This is a genomic window from Xenorhabdus sp. IM139775, assembly GCF_028598745.1.
GTDB lineage: Bacteria > Pseudomonadota > Gammaproteobacteria > Enterobacterales > Enterobacteriaceae > Xenorhabdus.
Genome location: NZ_JAQRFK010000156.1, coordinates 1 through 2398, shown reverse-complemented (window position 1 = coordinate 2398; position 2398 = coordinate 1). Strand labels below are relative to the sequence as shown.

1 protein-coding gene is annotated in these 2398 nt (G+C 48.0%); it reads right to left on the bottom strand.

Translation table 11 applies throughout. The features are described from left to right. Positions 1-2398, bottom strand: a 2398-nt coding sequence (locus PSI17_RS16515; RefSeq protein ID WP_273553004.1) for a condensation domain-containing protein, incomplete at both ends; no start/stop codon positions are given.

The following is a 2398-nucleotide window of genomic DNA, read 5'->3' as shown; positions in this document are numbered from 1 at the left end:
AGTATGTGCCACTAGTTCCACGCTGCGCCTGAGACAGACCCCGACAAGCACACCAGATGTGACGCCTGCTTTTTGCAGACGGATCGCCATGGCATTCGCTATTTGGTTGAGCTCTGCGTAACTGACACTTTGATCACGACAACACAGTGCCTCTCGATCGGGAAAATGCTTTGCCTGATGTTCAAACTGTCGATAAGCGCAATAATCTCTTTCGTAAGCCTGAACCGTATTATTCCATTGCTGGATCTGTTCATATTGTTCTCTGGGGAGAAGGGATGATGCAAACACATACTGTAAGGGGTCCTCGGCCATCTGCTGCAACACTTTCAAGTAGTATTGCGGCAATAAATCACACATTGCCTCGCTCAATTGGCCGAGATTGCAATCGAACCACAATGAAAGATTCTCGCTGACCGGATCCATCAGATAGTTAACAGCCAGTGCAAAGTTGGTGTCTGCGACGCCGAATGCTTGAGAAACGACAGACCCTGTCGCGCCCCAGTTACGGTGAAAGTCCATATAGTTGATGTAACTGTCCAGCACAATTTCCTGGCCGTAATCACGTTGCATGGCGGTGAACGGATAGAGACCCCATGGCCAGGCTTCAGCTTCAAACTGCTGTACCCGCCGGGCTAAATCGATAAACGACTCCTGCTCGATCGAAAGTGCCAGAGGTAAAGTGTTAAGGAATACCCCTATCATTTTGTCGGCATCCTGCGAAGCAGGACGGGCATTAAATATCAACCCAGTGGCGACGTCTTTCTGACCGGTTAACACAGCCTGTACCTTAAGGTGTGCAGCAATCAGTAATGTTTTTAAAGGAAGCTGATGTGTTACTACCAGTGTCTGAAGAGTTTCACATAGCGCTGTGGGCAAGCTTGCCTGAATACGTTTATGCCACGTGTTTCCGGTTTTCTCCGCACGGGGTAATGGCGCAGGATTCAGCTCAGCCAGTTTCGATTGCCAAAATGCAGTTGCGTTTTTATTCTGAATTATCTCCTGTTCAGCAGCGACAAAATCACGATAGTGGCTAGTCAGAACGGCATGTTGCGGCTGGCGGTTTTCACGCAGGTCACGGTAGTTTTCTATGATTTCATCTAACATTACCAGATCGCTCCAGCCATCGAGCACCACATGATGCTCAATAACTGAAAGCTGGAATCGCTGAGGGCTGAGCTGATGAGTATAAAAGGCTAGACAAGGTGCTTTATTGAGATCCAGATAATGGAGCTTAGCTTGTTCTACCCAATGCTGAATAAATTGCTGTTGCTGCTGTTCGGTTAAATGGGAGAGTGATTCTTCCGCGGTAATATCAACAGACACCTCGTGATGTACCAACTGAATAGGCTCACTGTAGTTGGACTGATCAAAACTACTACGCAGTAACGGGTGACGGCGATAAGTCTCTTCTATGGCCTGTTGAAGCAATTGTCCATCAAGCGGTAATTCCAAGGTCAGTGAAGTGACAACACGGTATACTGAACTATCTCGCTCGATCTCTGCCTGCCAGGCCATAGATTTTTGCATGGCAGAGAGGGGGTAAGCATCTTCAAGCCCCGGAGGCAATTGTTGCTTGTCCTGATGACTCAGTAGTGAAAAGGGCGATCGAGAAACAGATAGTTGTGGAGAAACCGGAACAAGCAATCGTGCAACCTGACGTACCGTGGGGTTACGAAAGAGTGCTGCAAGATCCAGCGAGAAACCTTCTCTTTCCAGAGCGCTACGTACCCTGATAGCCATCATTGAGTCGCCGCCAAGACTGTAAAACGGAACGTCAGGGAGTATCTGAGCGTGCTTTAATACTTTCTGCCATACGGTAGCAACCAGACTCTCCTGTGCCGTTAGTTCATCTGTATATGAATCTGACGCAGGTAATATCTCGGGTTTGGGCAGTGCATTGCGGTTCACTTTACCATTGGAGAGATAGGGTAAGCTTGAGAGAATAACCCACTGGGCTGGGATCATGTAATCAGGAAGTACTTTGCTGAGCAGGCTTTGAATATCTGGGATGACATTGGCTGCCTCATCTGAAACATCCAGCACGATGTAACCTACTAATTGAGCTTGATCTGAATTGTCACGATGCGTTGAGACCACAGCAGATTTCACCTGTGGCAGAACCATTAGCTGGGTTTCTATTTCACCCAGTTCGATTCGTAATCCGCGAATTTTGACCTGATGATCAATACGCCCCAAAAATTCAAGCCCATTTTCTGCGGTCAGACGAACCAAATCTCCAGTGCGGTAAAGTTTATTACCTTCAATCGGGAATGACTTCAAAGTCCCCGGAAGCGGCAGGAATCGTTCAGCTGAAAGCGCTGTCTGATTGATATATCCATCAGCAAGCTGGACACCACCAATATAGAGTTCTCCCTGAGCACCTGGTGGCAAAGGGTGC